Genomic DNA, 15461 nt, shown 5'->3' with positions numbered 1-15461 from the left:
CCCTGCCGACGGCGAACCGTTCTTACAGTTTGCCAGCGACTTTCCGTCTGGGTAATGGTGGGATCGGATACGATTGTAGTCATTCGATATATGACGATGAAAGTGATGTTGGCGCCAAAATACAAAGCGCCTGGTAATATTTATCAGGCGCTTTGCAGACTGAAAACCATCAAACATCGGTTTCTCGTTCCCCAGGATCTACCGGGAAAAATGGCAACCCACAGTTAGTGGATTTTACTGTCGGGTCTTGCCAGGGATGTTGTGTTACCCCCAGATCTTTTAAAAGACCTCGTAACAGCACTAACTCGCTGGGTGTCATTTTTTGCTTTGATTCACCCCCTTTAGGTGGACGAATATCCTCCTGACTAGTACATGTAACACAATAACCTTTTAACTCTATCCATTTAGGCGCGGGGGGGCCCTTAGGATCGGGAGGCGTCGGGCTGGCAACACACGAACAGGCACTTATACATCCAGGCATAACGTTTTCCTTTTCAAACAATTCACTTTAGTTGGAAGTTCTACTTGAGAAAATAGAAATAGTTATTCAGATATTTTTACCGTCGCATACTCCTGTAATAATAAAAGATACTGTAAATAATTTACTCCCAGCTACTATTCAGTAGCAGATTGTTATTCTTACATTGCTTTTATTTCAGATTTACGTCAAATAGGGCTAAATATTTTCACTATAAAATACGTTAAAAAGTGTTTGTGTACTCGTAGACATTGTGGCGTCTTCAGTACGCAAATCGGTTAGTGTACAATCTTTAAAACAGGTATTGTTTAAATTAGCCTCAGCCAAATCAGCCCCGTCCAGGTTCGTAGAAATGAAACTAGCCTTTCGCAGGTTTGCCCGGGTTAAGACAGCGCCTTCCATAATTGCAGCCATTATAGTAGCACCCTGTAATGTCGCACCGCTCATATCAGCACGTATAAGGGTTGCGCCTGAAAGATTAGTGTGATCCATATTTGCACCGGAGCAATTACATTCTATCATGCTACAGCCTAACAGACTCGCGTGTTGTAAATTGGCGCCAGTAAGATTAGCGTGATCGAGGGTAGCGCCACACATAATGCTATCTTCCAGACAGGCGTTCTTGAAATTACTGTCGCCTAGTGATGTTCCCGATAGATTTGCGCCCTTAAAATTTGCACCTTCACAATCCGCCATAAACAGCACTGCCCCCTCTAAATTTGCGCCGCTTAAGTCTGCGTCACATAAATTTTCTGACGTCAGATTTGCTCCGGTAAGGACAGCGCCTTTAAGATTCATGCCTCCCTGGGCAGTTAATATTACAGAATCCTGAGGGAGAGAAAATTCGCATCTGAATAGTAAAGCTCGACATATTTTTTCAAAAGAGACAAGCGGAATTTCTCTTGTCTCAGAATGGTCGCCTTTACTGACTCGTACAATAACTTGTCCAGCTTCGTTATTCTCACCAGGAAGATTAAATTCGACACGACACCCATCCATATCATCCAGGATGATGTTTTCTGGCAACGGAGCACCTCTGTCAGGCATTGTACTTTTCAATGTCTCAGCCATAGTCTCTATCAATTCCTGATATTGTGTTTCATTTCTCCGACGTATCCCACCACAGGTAAAAAAGTTAATGATATATTCCAGAATGGTTTTGGGCGAGGTAGCTTGCCGCATAGCAGCAGAAGTCCCCGCGCCAAAAGCAGATGTAGCCATACCAGCCAGACTATCGAGTGAACGCTGCATATATTTTCTCCCAGAGAGAGCAACACAGTACATGATAAAATTTATCATATAGATTTGCATTTAGAAATAAGGTGAATACCCCCTTTACGTCTGGTTACATAATAACGTATCACGACGCGTTGCTGTCTGGCTTACACAATAGCAGCCAAATAAATATATTGGCTTATACTCGTCATACTTCAAGTTGCATGTGCTGCGGCTGCGTTCCCTCACCCCAGTCACTTACTTTAGTAAGCTCCTGGGGATTCGCTCGCTTGTCGCCTTCCTGCAACTCAAATTATTTAGAGTATATAACATTATTTAAAATAATAAACACGGCATTCGTTTTAATACTACGTTCAGGACTCATCCCACTCATTAGCAGAAAACCTATTAAAAAGCGTGTTCAGGCGTTTTATTGCTGCCATTGATAAACTGTTTAACAACGTCGTCTGTACAGGCCTTCTTCGTTGCCTTTACGTTTAACTCAATCAGGCTACCGTCTCGGTTATAAGTCTATCGAGTAGTAGAGACGTAGTATGACGATGCAGCAAAGTGATATGGAAAGATATAATCCATTATTAATGTTAAAAGAAGTCATGGCGCAGACGCCTTATCGCCATAAACGCTGGGGAGAGCGTAAGTTTCGCTATAAATTTGTATTACGTTGCCTTATTAACCCCGTAACGACAATTAAATACTTCAATGAATTATGCCATCTGTCTCAGCCCAGAACGCTGATCATTCATCGTCCACTGTTGCCGGCAAAAATCCAGCGGCCCTATTTGTATACCGGACTTAGCATACGTTGCCGGGCAAGGGCTATTCTGGAACACTACCAGTTCGTTCAGTCCTTTCCGGAAAGTAAAATTAAAAAGATCCTCCTGTCCGAGGAACAAATCTTACTCGCTCACCTGGAAGGAAAAAACGGTGCTCTGGTAGATATCTACTGCGGTCCCTGTGGCTATGACAGAGAAGGTGAACTGACATTAACGCTGTGTTTCAATGATACGCCGTTGGCACGTTTATCATTTTCCTTTATCCGCCATGAAGGGAAGCAAATAGCGCTGGTTGCCGGGTTACAAGGGCCCAGTAAACATGTCGGCCCACAAGTCATACGTAACGCCACCAAAGATTGTTACGGTCTCTTTCCTAAACGGATGCTGTATGAAGCTTTTGCAACATTGATGCAGGCCTGTAATATCGACGAGATTTATGCGGTAAGTGAAAACAACCATGTTTATCGTCAACTCAGGTACTTATTCCAGAAGAAAAAAACTTTTGTGGCCAGCTATAGTGAATTCTGGGAGTCGCTAAACGGCGTTAAGAAAGGTGCCTTATATCATCTGCCATCACAGGTGATGCGTAAAGCGCCTGAAAGTATCCCCAGCAAAAAACGCGCAGAGTATCGGAAACGCTATCATATTCTGGATACAATAATACAAGAGGTCAACAGCCTCTCCCGGTAGAGCTATTTCATACGCGGATGTGCAGATCCTGCTACCGTTCAGCGGATCTCTTTGAAATCTGTATCGCTACTGGATGGTTAAATACAGAATGTCTTGCGAGTGAAAAGCGCGGCATTAAACCGTCGCTTTCACTCATGTTATGATCAACATCTTAATCTTATTCCCTTCACCATAACGTCATCGATTAGCATGTTAACCATTAAATACAAGCTAAACATTTGTCACATTTTTATTTGGTTAAGCAAAAAAATAATACAAAATAGCATTTTCAGTAAGCTAAGTCAGGAGTTTTGGTGAAAATACAAGAAGTTAAGCGTATATTAACCCGCTGGCAGCCGTCTTCCTTTACCCTATACCGGGAGGTGTTTACGCAATACGGCGGTAGTATCAATATGCACCCAGATATTGTTGATTATTTTATGAAGCGCCATAACTGGCATTTTAAATTCTTCCACTATAAAGAAGATGATAAGATTAAAGGCGCCTACTTTATCTGTAATGATCAGAATATTGGCATCCTGACGCGCAGAACCTTCCCGCTATCGTCAGATGAGATACTTATTCCAATGGCACCAGATTTACGCTGCTTCTTACCCGATCGTACTAACCGACTTTCGGCGTTACACCAGCCACAAATACGCAATGCCATATGGAAACTCACCAGAAAAAAACAAAATTGTCTGGTCAAAGAAGCGTTCTCTTCTAAGTTTGAAAAAACACGCCGTAATGAATATCAGCGATTTCTTAAAAAAGGCGGAAGTGTAAAAAGCGTTGCTGATTGTTCTTCTGATGAACTGACTCATATTTTTATCGAGTTATTTCGGTCTCGTTTCGGCAATACTTCATCCTGCTATCCCGCTGATAACCTTGCCAACTTTTTTAGTCAACTGCATCACCTTCTGTTTGGGCATATTCTTTATATTGAAGGGATACCCTGTGCATTTGATATTGTACTGAAATCTGAAAGCCAGATGAACGTCTACTTTGACGTATCTAATGGTGCAATTAAAAATGAGTGCAGGCCACTCAGTCCCGGCAGCATACTAATGTGGCTAAATATTAGCCGTGCCAGACATTACTGCCAGGAAAGACAAAAAAAATTGCTTTTTTCCATCGGCATACTAAAGCCTGAATGGGAATATAAGCGCATGTGGTCGACCCCCTATTTTACCGGGAAATCGATTTGCTAAAAAGAAAGCCTGGACGTAAATATGTTTTTTACGCCCAGGTTTTTCATAAACCCTGATAAAATGATAAAAAACGAAAATTTAATCAGAATTTAAAAAATAAGTTAACCACCATATAATCATAATGACAATTACTCGAAATTCACTTACACTATGCTCGGTTTTACGGAATTGATTAACACGGTATGTTACAGATAACGTGCTAAAAAGCGTGCAGCGGTTATACATTTTCATATGTGTGTGTCATTAACCTGGCGTCAGGAACAGATGATGATGACAACTACCCTTTTATCTCTTCTGGCCTGGCATACCGTCAGTAGATTAAAGGTGTAGCCTTGCTTTATGGCATTACAAAAATGCGGGTGGGGTCTATGCTCAATGTATACGTTATTTGTAACAACGCTCTTGTGCATAAACAATACGTTATTGCCAACAGCACTGAACGGGTACAGTGGTTCTTGCTGACAACAGGCTTAAAGATCGCCTTAACACGGGATACCTGATAACTGGATTATATTATGACACATGCAGACTGGCTGATTCTTGGGTATACAACTGTTATTATTATTTTTGGTATTGTATGTTATATCGGATTGCTTAAATTGATAACGAAAGGCAAGCATGAAAAATAACGCACTTACCGGGAAGAATATACTCTCAGGAGATAAAATGCTTCGGCAATGATATGACACCACTGCCGAAATGCTATTTTTAAAGAAATCAATCAGGTATTGAGGGTGATTTTATCATAGCCGCGCCAGCGATAATTCAACAACGAGAGCAGCCAGAATAGCACAAAAGCACCCACTACCCAGAAGCCCACATTCCCCATATGATCGTTAAGCGTGCTGACGGTCTGCCAAAATGTTCCGCTTAACTGTAACGCATCATCAATCAACCCCAGCGCCTCAAGCCCGCCAATCGCCAGCGCGACAATGACGGATGCGGCGGTAATGGTCATATTATAATAAAGCTTACGTAATGGATGCGAGAAAGCCCAACCGTAAGCGCCGACCATGACAAAGTTATCCAGGGAATCCACCAGCGCCATCCCGGCGGTAAACAGCACAGGAAAAATCATCATCGACCAGAGAGATAGCCCCTGGTTGGCTGCTGAAGCGGAAATGCCCAGCAACCCAACCTCGGTTGCGGTATCAAATCCCAGACCAAACAGAAAACCGACAAAATACATATGCCAACTGGAAGTGACCAAACGAAACGTACGCTGAAATATACGCGTCATCAGCCCGCCAGGTATCGCCTCGTCATGCGCCCTCACTGACTCGCCGCGGGTAACCGAGCGAAATTGCCGCCAGACGTTGAACAAAATAAACAGGTTAAGCAGGGCCATCGCCAGCAGAAAAAAAGCGGAAACAGCCGTACCAATCAACGAACCATATTGATGCAAAACATCAATACGATCGCGAAATGCCATCGACGTCACAACAATCGCCAGACATGCCAGAACGACAATGGTCGAATGACCCAATGAAAAAAACGCCCCCACGCCTAAAGGCGTTTTACCCTGCTGCATCAGTTTACGGGTGACGGTATCGATGGCTGCGATATGATCGGCATCAACCGCATGACGCAGCCCAAAGCTATACGCCAGTATGGCTGCGCTTAGCATGACTGCATGGTGATGAAAAACACAGAACGCCCAAATCCAGGCCAGGATGTTAACCCCGACAAGAAAGACGGTTAATGCTATTCCCCGTCGTTTAGTATGATTATTCATGCCCCTGCACCCACTATAGTTTTAATTAACGCTACGGTTTGTAGGGGGAATGTATGATCATTTGATTAAAACGTCACACCTCAAGATGCGACTTTTTGTAAACGTGCTTTACCGCTGACACATTTGTGCGCATTACTGCGGGACAAGGCTTAAAAAGCGTATCCGAACGTATAACCCTCCCAACGCTTCGCTACGGGAAAAATGGGGATGAGTACGGTGCAGGCGTGCGATATCATTGACCAAAGCCAGACCAATGCCCGCCCCGGCCACATTTCCTACGTTATCGAGCCGGTGGAACGGCTGTAGCGCCAGATGGATGTGTTCATCATCAATACCGGGGCCGCTATCTTCGACAACCAGCGTCACGGCATCGCCATCCCGTTCAAGCCGCGCGGTGACGATGCCTTGCTCAGGCGTGTATTTCAGCGCATTATCCAGCAAGTTTCCGCATAGCTCGCTAAGCAGTACCTCATCCCCCTCGATCCACATCGCTTCCTGTTCGCCTTCGTAGCCCAGGTCGATATGTTTACTGCGCGCCTGCGCCAGACGGGTAAAACAGCCGCTCTGTACGATATCGTACAGATTCACCGGGGAAAAACGCCGCTCGCCCTGCTCTTTATGCTTTACCGCAGAAAGTTGCAACAATCTTTCCGTGAGCTGAATGGTGCTATCCAGCGTTACGCTCATCGCCTGTAGACTTTCGTACCAGTGATAAGGGTGCTGGCTGGCTAACGCCACTGCCGCCTGCGTTTTTAACACCGCCAGCGGCGTTTTTAACTGGTGAGAAGCATCGGCGCTAAAGCGTTCCTGCCGGGAGAGGATGCCGCGGAGCCTGTCAATGTAGCGATTAAACGCCACGATTAACAAGCGTGTTTCCGACCACGGCAGCAGTTCCGGCAGCGGCGTTAACAGACCCGGTTCGCGGCGTACCATTAATGATGAAAGTTGACGCATAGGGCGCAGGATCCGGCGTAATAACCAACCAACCAGCACCAGGGTCAGCAACACCAGCAGACCCTGTGAGATCCAGGAAGAGAACAGCAGTTGGCCCGCCAGATAACGACGGGACTGCAGCGTCTCTGCGACATAAATCTCCGCCATGCCGATAATGCCACCTTCGTTGATCGGCTGTAGCAAACGCGCCACGCGGATCGCCTCGCCGCGATACTCGGTATGATAGAACCACGCCAGCGCCGGATAAAGCCGGGTACGGGGCGTAGCGGGCGGCATGGCGGGCAGATCGTCATAACCGGAAATGACCTTTCCGGAAGGGTCGACGACTTTGTAATAGAGTCGATCATTCATATTAAGCTCGAAGCTATCCAGCACCACCCAGGGCACGTTAACTTCCAGATGGTTATTGCGCACCACCAGCCGTTCCGATACCGTTCGCGCCGAGGAGAGCAACGTACGATCATAAGCCTGAGTGGCGGCCTGTAGCGCATTGACATAGCTGTTAAACGCCGACAGCCCCCATAGCAGAATCAGCGGCAACCCCAGGAACAGCAAGAGTTGCAGGTACAACGATTGCGGCTTAACCCACTTCATCGCCGCGCTCCAGCACATAACCCAGGCCGCGCAGCGTCGTAATTCGTACATCGCTTCCCTGAAGTTTTTTACGCAGTCGATGAATATAAAGTTCGATGCTTTCAGGGCTTACCTCATCGTTCAGGCTGAACACCTGTTCAAAAAGCTGCTGACGCGAAACTGGTCGCGTTCGTCGGTACATCAATACGGTTAAGAGCGCCTGCTCACGCGGCGTCAGCGCTAACGGCTGCCCCTGTAACAGAAAATACCCTTCATCATGAAAGATCAATTCCCCCAGTTGCTGAACTTCATGAACCTGCCCAGCGCTGCGTCGGAGCAAGGCCCGTAAACGGGCATCCAGCTCTTCCAGTTCAAAGGGTTTCGGCAGATAGTCATCCGCGCCGACGTTGAGACCTTTTACGCGATCCGCCACCGCGCTTCGCGCCGTGAGCAACAAAACGGGCAAGGTCTGACCGCGTTTACGCAGCCGTTGCACCACCTCCAGCCCATCCATTCCCGGCATATTGATATCCAGCACCGCCAGAGCGTACATTTCACTGTGCAGAAGATGGTCAGCCGCCAGGCCGTCAAATACGCAGTCCACGGCAAAGCCGTTTTGCACCAGCGCTTTCTCCAGCCAGTGAGCCAGCTCACGGTTATCTTCCGCCAATAAGAGACGCATATCACATCCTGTAAAGTTTCTGCCGCATTGAAAGGGAATTGAAAGGTTATTGTTTTAACAATCACGCAACCGAACTGCTACATGTCGGCTCACATAATCACAAAAATCTTCTTCCGAACCTGAAAAATCCGGACGTCCGGCGTGAGGATAAAAAATGAAAAAACAATTACTTCGTACCCTTACTGCAAGCATTTTATTAATGAGTACCTCTGTTCTGGCACAGGAGGCGCCGTCGCGAACGGAATGTATCGCGCCAGCCAAACCTGGCGGCGGTTTCGACCTCACCTGTAAGCTGATTCAGGTGAGTTTGCTGGAGACTGGCGCTATCGAGAAACCCATGCGGGTAACGTATATGCCCGGCGGCGTCGGCGCTGTGGCTTATAACGCGATAGTCGCCCAACGCCCTGGCGAACCCGGGACAGTGGTCGCCTTTTCCGGCGGTTCGCTGCTCAATCTGTCGCAGGGGAAATTTGGTCGCTACGGCGTGGATGATGTGCGCTGGCTGGCAAGCGTGGGCACTGATTACGGCATGATCGCCGTGCGTACGGATTCCCCGTGGAAGACGCTGAAAGATCTGATGACGGCGATGGAAAAAGATCCCAACAGCGTGGTCATTGGCGCTGGCGCCTCTATTGGCAGCCAGGACTGGATGAAGTCGGCGTTGCTGGCGCAAAAGGCGAACGTCGACCCGCACAAGATGCGCTACGTTGCCTTTGAGGGCGGCGGCGAGCCGGTGACGGCATTAATGGGCAACCATGTTCAGGTTGTCTCCGGCGATCTCAGTGAAATGGTGCCTTATCTGGGCGGCGACAAAATCCGCGTCCTTGCCGTCTTTTCAGAAAATCGTCTGCCGGGCCAGCTTGCCAATGTCCCTACCGCTAAAGAACAGGGCTACGACCTGGTGTGGCCGATTATTCGCGGCTTCTATGTCGGGCCCAAAGTCAGCGATGCCGATTACCAGTGGTGGGTGGATACCTTCAAGAAGCTCCAGCAAACCGACGAGTTTAAAAAGCAGCGCGATCTGCGCGGCCTGTTTGAGTTCGACATGACCGGCCAGCAGCTCGATGACTACGTGAAAAAACAGGTTACTGATTACCGTGAACAGGCGAAAGCCTTCGGACTCGCGAAATAATCGCGGAGGCAATGATGAGCGATCGTATCTTTGCGGGTATCTGGCTGTTGCTCTGTATCGCCGGGCTATTCATCGCCTGGCAGATCCAAAGCGAATACAGCTATGAACCCGTCGGCCCCCGCCCTTTTCCGCTGGGGATTATCGGCCTGATGGCGCTCTGCGCGCTAGCGCTGTTATTACGCCATCCCGACACGGTTAGCTGGCCGCGCCGCCATGTTCTGCAAAAGCTAATTACCATGATCATCATCCTGTTGATGTATGCCTGGGGATTCGAATGGCTGGGTTTTCCCATCGCCACCGCGCTTCTCACCATGGTTATCGGGATGCTGTTCGGCGCCACGATTCCGGCGGCGGGTATCTCCGGCGCGGTATTAGGCATTCTGCTGTGGTATGCCTTTGACCGGCTGCTTGATGTCACCTTACCTCTCGGCGCCTGGCTGAGTTAACGGAGCAACGATGGATACCTGGATATATCTTTCTCAGGGCTTTGCGGTGGCGATGACGCCGGAAAACCTGGTTATCGCGTTGATTGGCTGCTTCGTGGGCACGATCGTCGGTCTGCTGCCGGGTCTGGGACCGATCAACGGCGTGGCAATCTTACTGCCGCTGGCCTTTGCGTTGCATCTGCCTGCGGAGTCGGCGCTAATTCTGCTGGCGACGGTGTACATTGGCTGTGAGTATGGCGGCAGGATCTCCTCCATATTGCTCAACGTCCCCGGCGATGCGGCGGCGATCATGACGGCGCTGGACGGTTACCCGATGGCGCAGCAAGGGAAAGGCGGCGTAGCGCTGTCGATTTCCGCAGTCAGCTCGTTTTTCGGTTCATTAATCGCTATCGGCGGCATCATTCTGTTCGCCCCTTTACTGGCGCAATGGTCGCTGGCCTTTGGTCCGGCGGAATATTTCGCCTTAATGGTTTTTGCCATCGCCTGTCTTGGCAGCATGATGGCGCAAAACCCGCTTAAATCATTTCTGGCAGCGCTGATCGGTCTTGGCCTTGCGACCGTCGGCGTGGACGCCAACACCGGGGTTTATCGCTTTACCTTCGACAGCGTTCATCTTTCCGACGGCGTACAGTTTATCGTCGTGGTGATCGGCCTGTTCTCGGTATCAGAAATACTTTTAATGCTGGAACATACCAGCAGCGGGCAAACAATGGTCCGCAAAACGGGTCGAATGTTGTTCAACCTGAAAGAAGGCGCGCAGTGTATCGGCACCACCCTGCGTTCTTCGGTAATCGGCTTTTTTGTCGGCGTATTGCCCGGCGCCGGGGCGACCATTGCCAGCGCCATTACCTATATGACCGAGAAAAAACTCAGCGGCAACAGCGATAGCTTCGGCAAAGGGGATATTCGCGGCGTCGCGGCGCCGGAGGCGGCAAACAACGCCTCTGCCTGCGGCTCCTTCATCCCGATGCTGACGCTGGGCGTTCCCGGTTCCGGTACTACGGCAGTGATGATGGGGGCGCTGACGCTGTACAACATCACGCCAGGCCCGGCGATGTTCACCGAACAGCCGGATATCGTCTGGGGACTCATCGCTGCGCTGCTGATTGCGAACGTGATGCTGCTGATCATGAATATCCCGTTGATCGGTCTGTTCACCCGTATGCTCACCATTCCGCTGTGGTTCCTGGTACCCGCCATCGCTGCCGTATCGGCGGTAGGGGTGTATGCGGTACACAGCACCACCTTCGATCTGGTGCTGATGGTCGCGCTCGGCGTGTTAGGGTACATTTTACGTAAAATGCACTTCCCCATGTCACCGCTGATCCTGGGGTTCGTACTGGGGGAAATGCTGGAGCAGAACCTGCGTCGCGCACTCTCCATCAGTAACGGCAATATGGCGATTTTGTGGCAAAGCGGCGTTGCCAAAGCCCTGCTGATCATGGCGATCATGGTCATTGTCGTACCGCCAGTGTTACGTCTGCTCCGTAAACACAGCCGTAAACCGCAGGTTGACGCCGGTTAATTGACTGCTGAAATACGTTGTACTTGTCCGGCCTACGCGCTCATGTGTCAGGCCGGGCAACCCCGCCAGCATCACTTTCCCCATAACGCTCTCATTTTACACCCCTTCTTGCCGTTGTCAGGCTCGTGGCGCCGTTAACCTCACCCTTTGCATTGTTAAATATTTGTTGTTTTTGATCACAATAATTAAACAAAAGCGGTTATTTCATACGCGTTCCTGGAAAATGTCGATATTTTTAATTTATGGCTACGAAATGAGCATCGCCATGTCTCCCTGACCATCTTACCGAGAGGAATGATTCTGATGAATGCACTGACTGCCGTAAAAGCGAACACAGATGATTTAGCCCAACGCCATACTGGTTTCACCCTTGCCCCTTCGGCGCAGTCGCCGCGTCTGCTGGCGTTAACGTTTACGGCGGATACCACAAGACAATTTCTCCATCAGGTCGCGCAGTGGCCGGTGCAGGCGCTGGAATACAAATCTTTCTTACGTTTCAAAATCGGCAAGATCCTCGACGATCTGTGCGGCAATCAGCTACAACCGCTGTTGATCAAAACGCTCCTCAACCGTGCACAAGGCGCGCTGTTGATCAGCGCCGAAGGGATCGATGATGTCGCACAGGCAGAAGAGATGGTCAAACTGGCGACGGCGGTGGCGCATCTTATTGGTCGCTCCAACTACGATGCGATGAGCGGCCAGTACTACGCGCGTTTCGTGGTCAAAAACGTCGACAACTCCGACAGTTATCTGCGCCAGCCCCACCGCGTAATGGAACTGCACAATGACGGTACCTATGTTGAGGAGGTGACCGACTACGTGCTGATGATGAAAATCGACGAACAAAATATGGAAGGCGGTAATTCGCTGCTGCTGCACCTTGATGACTGGGAACATCTGGAGTCGTTTTTTACCCATCCGCTGGCGCGTCGCGTCATGCGCTGGGCGGCGCCGCCAAGCAAGAATGTTAGCCATGACGTCTGGCACCCGGTGTTTGATGTCGACCAACAAGGCCGCCCGGTCATGCGTTATATCGACCAGTTCGTCCAGCCAAAAGACTTTGAAGAAGGCGTCTGGCTCAGCGAACTTTCAGACGCGCTGGAAACCAGTCAAAACATCCTCTCCGTGCCGGTACCGGTCGGCAAATTCCTGCTGATTAACAATCTGTTCTGGCTACATGGACGCGATCGTTTTACGCCGCATCCTGACTTGCGTCGCGAACTGATGCGCCAGCGCGGTTACTTCGCCTACGCCGCCAGCCATTATCAAACTCACCAATAAGCGCCACGGCGAAGGAATTACGCGGATGTATGATTTTGTGATTATCGGCGGCGGCATTATCGGCATGTCGACCGCCATGCAACTTATTGATGTCTACCCGGATGCGCGCATCGCATTGCTGGAAAAAGAGTCCGCGCCAGCCTGCCATCAGACCGGGCATAACAGCGGCGTGATCCATGCCGGGGTGTACTACACGCCCGGCAGCCTCAAAGCGCAGTTTTGTCTGGCAGGCAATCAGGCGACCAAAACCTTTTGCGATCAAAACAACATCCGCTACGACACCTGCGGCAAAATGTTGGTCGCCACCTCGGAGCTGGAAATGGCGCGGATGCGCGCGCTATGGGAGCGGACGGCGGCCAACGGCTTAGAGCGCGAGTGGTTAAGCGCGGCGGAGCTGCGTGAACGCGAACCCAATATCATTGGCCTGGGCGGGATTTTTGTCCCTTCCAGCGGGATTGTCAGCTATCGCGATGTCGCGACGGCCATGGCGAACCGCTTTCAGGCCAAAGGCGGCGAGATCATCTACCATGCCGAGGTCAGCGCGCTGACAGAACATGCCGCTGGCATTGTTATTCGCACCTCGCAAGGTCGGGAAATAGAAACCGCTACGCTTATCGGCTGTGCAGGACTGATGGCGGATCGGCTGGTCAAAATGCTGGGCGTGGAGCCCGGTTTTATTATCTGCCCTTTCCGCGGCGAGTACTTTCGTCTGGCCCCGCGACACAACCGGATCGTTAACCATTTGATCTACCCGATCCCCGATCCGGCAATGCCGTTTCTCGGCGTCCATCTTACCCGCATGATCGACGGCAGTGTCACGGTCGGGCCGAATGCGGTGCTGGCGCTTAAACGCGAAGGCTACCGTAAGCGCGACGTTTCCTTCACCGACACCCTGGAGATTTTCCGCTCCGCCGGCATTCGCCGCGTACTGCAAAACCATCTGCTTTCCGGACTGGGCGAGATGAAAAACTCGCTGTGCAAAAGCGGCTATTTGCGGCGAGTACAAAAGTATTGCCCCAGCCTGACCGTCAACGATCTCCAGCCCTGGCCGGCAGGCGTGCGGGCGCAGGCGGTTTCGCCGGACGGCAAACTGATTGATGATTTTCTGTTTGTCACGACGCCGCGTTCCATTCACACCTGTAACGCCCCCTCCCCGGCGGCGACATCCGCGATACCTATCGGCGCGCATATCGTCAGCAAAGTTCAGGCGCTACGCGAAAGCCAGAGCAACCCCGGACGTGCGCTGCGTGCGGCACGCAGCGTGGACGCATTACACGCCGCATTTACCCGTTAACCCTTCAGACAGGAAGCAATTATGCAACTTAACGACTCTACCCTGTTCCGCCAGCAGGCCTTTATCGATGGCGACTGGCGCGACGCGCGCGGCGGCGATGTCATCCCCGTGAGCAACCCCGCCAACGGGAAACCGCTCGGCAATGTGCCCAAAATGGGGGCGGAAGAGACGCGCGACGCCATCAACGCCGCCAATCGCGCCCTGCCCGCCTGGCGCGCGCTCACCGCCAAAGAGCGAGCCAATATCCTGCGTCGCTGGTTCAATCTGATGATGGAACATCAGGACGATTTGGCGCGTCTGATGACGCTGGAACAGGGTAAACCGCTGGCGGAAGCGAAAGGCGAAATTAGCTACGCCGCCTCGTTTATTGAATGGTTCGCCGAAGAGGGGAAGCGTATCTATGGCGACACGATTCCAGGTCATCAGGCCGATAAACGGCTGCTGGTGATTAAACAGCCCATCGGCGTCACCGCCGCGATTACCCCGTGGAACTTTCCCTCGGCAATGATCACCCGTAAAGCCGGCCCCGCGCTGGCCGCAGGCTGCACAATGGTACTCAAACCCGCCAGCCAGACGCCGTTTTCCGCGCTGGCGCTGGCGGAACTGGCCCGGCGCGCCGGAATTCCCGCAGGCGTATTTAACGTCGTTACCGGTTCGGCTGGCGATATCGGCGGCGAGCTGACCAGCAACCCGCTGGTACGCAAACTGTCGTTTACCGGCTCGACGGAGATTGGCCGCCAGCTAATGGAACAATGCGCCAAAGACATTAAAAAAGTATCGCTGGAGTTGGGCGGCAATGCGCCGTTTATCGTCTTTGACGATGCCGATCTGGATAAAGCCGTTGAGGGCACGCTGGCTTCGAAGTTTCGCAACGCCGGGCAGACCTGTGTCTGCGCCAATAGATTGTATGTTCAGGACGGCGTTTACGATCGTTTTGCGGAAAAACTCAACCAGGCGGTAAATAAGCTCGCGGTCGGTGACGGCCTGCAAGCCGACGTCGCTATCGGGCCGCTGATTGATGAAAAAGCCGTGGCGAAAGTCCAGGAACATATCGCCGACGCGCTGGAAAAAGGCGCCCGCGTCATTACGGGCGGTGAAGCGCACAAATTGGGCGGCAACTTCTTTCAACCGACCATTCTGGCGGATGTTCCTGATAACGCGAAAGTCGCCAAAGAAGAGACATTCGGGCCGCTCGCGCCTCTGTTCCGCTTCAGCGACGAGGCGGACGTCATCAGGCAGGCTAACGATACTGAATTCGGCCTGGCAGCCTATTTTTATGCACGCGATTTAAGCCGCGTTTTCCGCGTCGGCGAAGCGCTGGAATACGGCATCGTCGGTATTAATACCGGCATTATCTCCAACGAAGTCGCGCCTTTCGGCGGCATTAAGGCCTCCGGATTAGGCCGAGAAGGTTCCAAATACGGCATCGAAGATTATTTAGAAATCAAATATATGTGCATCGGCCTTTAACA

General features: G+C 50.9%; 13 protein-coding genes. 8 read left to right on the top strand and 5 right to left on the bottom strand.

Annotated features, from left to right (window positions below):
- Positions 1–169: 169 nt before the first annotated feature.
- Together ACLJNW_RS10645 and pipB2 are read right to left on the bottom strand one after the other, a co-directional pair.
- The gene (locus ACLJNW_RS10645) at positions 170–502 is read right to left on the bottom strand and encodes a hypothetical protein (RefSeq protein ID WP_077463764.1); all 333 of its coding nucleotides are present in this window, start codon (positions 500–502) and stop codon (positions 170–172) included.
- A 174-nt stretch (positions 503–676) separates the two neighbouring features.
- Positions 677–1729 (bottom strand): SPI-2 type III secretion system effector PipB2, encoded by a 1053-nt coding sequence (gene pipB2, locus ACLJNW_RS10640; RefSeq protein ID WP_023204263.1) that lies wholly within the window; start codon positions 1727–1729, stop codon positions 677–679.
- 518 nt (positions 1730–2247) lie between these two features.
- Between pipB2 and ACLJNW_RS10635 the strand changes: the two genes are divergently transcribed.
- Entirely contained in the window at positions 2248–3177 is a 930-nt protein-coding gene (locus ACLJNW_RS10635) for a VirK family antimicrobial peptide resistance protein (RefSeq protein ID WP_023204262.1), read from the top strand.
- Between the two features lie 293 nt (positions 3178–3470).
- On the top strand, positions 3471–4367 hold the full coding sequence (locus tag ACLJNW_RS10630; RefSeq protein WP_000701514.1) for an antimicrobial resistance protein Mig-14: 897 nt from the start codon (positions 3471–3473) through the stop codon (positions 4365–4367).
- Between the two features lie 721 nt (positions 4368–5088).
- On the opposite strand, the gene ACLJNW_RS10625 is transcribed toward ACLJNW_RS10630, so the two are convergent.
- From ACLJNW_RS10625 to tctD, 3 genes are all read right to left on the bottom strand, one after another.
- Positions 5089–6102, bottom strand: a complete 1014-nt coding sequence (locus ACLJNW_RS10625) for a HoxN/HupN/NixA family nickel/cobalt transporter (RefSeq protein ID WP_001059351.1) — start codon at positions 6100–6102, stop codon at positions 5089–5091.
- A gap of 132 nt (positions 6103–6234) precedes the next feature.
- Positions 6235–7650, bottom strand: a complete 1416-nt coding sequence (locus ACLJNW_RS10620; RefSeq protein ID WP_001524506.1) for a sensor histidine kinase — start codon at positions 7648–7650, stop codon at positions 6235–6237.
- On the bottom strand, positions 7637–8311 hold the full coding sequence (tctD, locus tag ACLJNW_RS10615; protein WP_001237934.1) for a transcriptional regulator TctD: 675 nt from the start codon (positions 8309–8311) through the stop codon (positions 7637–7639). The genes ACLJNW_RS10620 and tctD overlap by 14 nt, the downstream gene beginning before the upstream one ends.
- Positions 8312–8465: 154 nt before the next feature.
- Between tctD and ACLJNW_RS10610 the strand changes: the two genes are divergently transcribed.
- The 6 genes from ACLJNW_RS10610 (at position 8466) to gabD (ending at position 15459) form a co-directional block, all read left to right on the top strand.
- Positions 8466–9443, top strand: a complete 978-nt coding sequence (locus tag ACLJNW_RS10610; RefSeq protein ID WP_001524520.1) for a Bug family tripartite tricarboxylate transporter substrate binding protein — start codon at positions 8466–8468, stop codon at positions 9441–9443.
- A gap of 11 nt (positions 9444–9454) precedes the next feature.
- Positions 9455–9889, top strand: coding sequence for a tripartite tricarboxylate transporter TctB family protein (locus tag ACLJNW_RS10605; protein ID WP_001574835.1), 435 nt, complete (start codon positions 9455–9457; stop codon positions 9887–9889).
- A 10-nt stretch (positions 9890–9899) separates the two neighbouring features.
- Positions 9900–11414: a tripartite tricarboxylate transporter permease gene (locus ACLJNW_RS10600; protein WP_000382035.1), complete on the top strand. Its 1515-nt coding sequence runs from the start codon at positions 9900–9902 to the stop codon at positions 11412–11414.
- 303 nt (positions 11415–11717) lie between these two features.
- Positions 11718–12695 carry a glutarate dioxygenase GlaH gene (gene glaH / locus ACLJNW_RS10595; protein ID WP_000993100.1) on the top strand — a complete coding sequence of 326 codons (978 nt, stop codon included), beginning with the start codon at positions 11718–11720 and terminating at the stop codon, positions 12693–12695.
- A 25-nt stretch (positions 12696–12720) separates the two neighbouring features.
- Positions 12721–13989 carry an L-2-hydroxyglutarate oxidase gene (lhgO, locus tag ACLJNW_RS10590; protein ID WP_023202601.1) on the top strand — a complete coding sequence of 423 codons (1269 nt, stop codon included), beginning with the start codon at positions 12721–12723 and terminating at the stop codon, positions 13987–13989.
- Between the two features lie 21 nt (positions 13990–14010).
- Positions 14011–15459 (top strand): NADP-dependent succinate-semialdehyde dehydrogenase, encoded by a 1449-nt coding sequence (gene gabD / locus ACLJNW_RS10585; RefSeq protein ID WP_023204261.1) that lies wholly within the window; start codon positions 14011–14013, stop codon positions 15457–15459.
- Positions 15460–15461: the final 2 nt, after the last annotated feature.

The organism is Salmonella sp. SAL4457, assembly GCF_046548235.1.
Lineage (GTDB): Bacteria > Pseudomonadota > Gammaproteobacteria > Enterobacterales > Enterobacteriaceae > Salmonella > Salmonella enterica.
This window is presented reverse-complemented; position numbering and strand designations above follow the sequence as displayed.

Coding starts and splice junctions, on each gene's coding strand:
- pipB2 (WP_023204263.1), bottom strand. CDS start 1,729: ATGCAGCGTTCACTCGATAGTCTGGCTGGTATGGCTACATCTGCTTTT.
- ACLJNW_RS10635 (WP_023204262.1), top strand. CDS start 2,248: ATGACGATGCAGCAAAGTGATATGGAAAGATATAATCCATTATTAATG.
- ACLJNW_RS10625 (WP_001059351.1), bottom strand. CDS start 6,102: ATGAATAATCATACTAAACGACGGGGAATAGCATTAACCGTCTTTCTT.
- ACLJNW_RS10620 (WP_001524506.1), bottom strand. CDS start 7,650: ATGAAGTGGGTTAAGCCGCAATCGTTGTACCTGCAACTCTTGCTGTTC.
- tctD (WP_001237934.1), bottom strand. CDS start 8,311: ATGCGTCTCTTATTGGCGGAAGATAACCGTGAGCTGGCTCACTGGCTG.
- ACLJNW_RS10610 (WP_001524520.1), top strand. CDS start 8,466: ATGAAAAAACAATTACTTCGTACCCTTACTGCAAGCATTTTATTAATG.
- ACLJNW_RS10605 (WP_001574835.1), top strand. CDS start 9,455: ATGATGAGCGATCGTATCTTTGCGGGTATCTGGCTGTTGCTCTGTATC.
- ACLJNW_RS10600 (WP_000382035.1), top strand. CDS start 9,900: ATGGATACCTGGATATATCTTTCTCAGGGCTTTGCGGTGGCGATGACG.
- glaH (WP_000993100.1), top strand. CDS start 11,718: ATGAATGCACTGACTGCCGTAAAAGCGAACACAGATGATTTAGCCCAA.
- lhgO (WP_023202601.1), top strand. CDS start 12,721: ATGTATGATTTTGTGATTATCGGCGGCGGCATTATCGGCATGTCGACC.
- gabD (WP_023204261.1), top strand. CDS start 14,011: ATGCAACTTAACGACTCTACCCTGTTCCGCCAGCAGGCCTTTATCGAT.